General features: G+C 71.4%; 1 pseudogene. It reads right to left on the minus strand.

Annotated features, from left to right (window positions below):
- Positions 1-385 (minus strand): annotated as a pseudogene (locus AC5RUJ_RS18625) (S9 family peptidase); the annotation flags it as partial.

Genomic DNA, 385 nt, shown 5'->3' on the forward strand with positions numbered 1-385 from the left:
CGGCCAGCACGCTGCGGGCGTCGCCCCGCGCCAGCGGCCGGCGGACGTTGACCACCAAGGTGGCGCCGTCCGGGCTCAGCTCGGCGGCGGTTTCCAGCAAGGCGTTTCCCGCCCAACCGGTGATGATGCGCAGCCGGCCTTGCGGCTCGTCGTCCACGGTTATGGTTCGGGCAGCCTCCTCCGCATTGTCCTCCAGTACGAAGTGCCGCTTCTGTCCCGGCCCCAGATCGTGGTCCCAGAAGCGCACCGGGTACCCGGAATGCAGGACCGCCGAGACCTTTTTGTCCTTCCGCGCGGCACGGCGGTCGGCGTCGTCCTCTTCGTCGACGGCCCCGCCCAACACCTGGGCGTCGACCACCACGGTGTCGGCCGCCCGCGCGCAGCG

Source organism: Arthrobacter sp. Y3223164 (assembly GCF_059091005.1).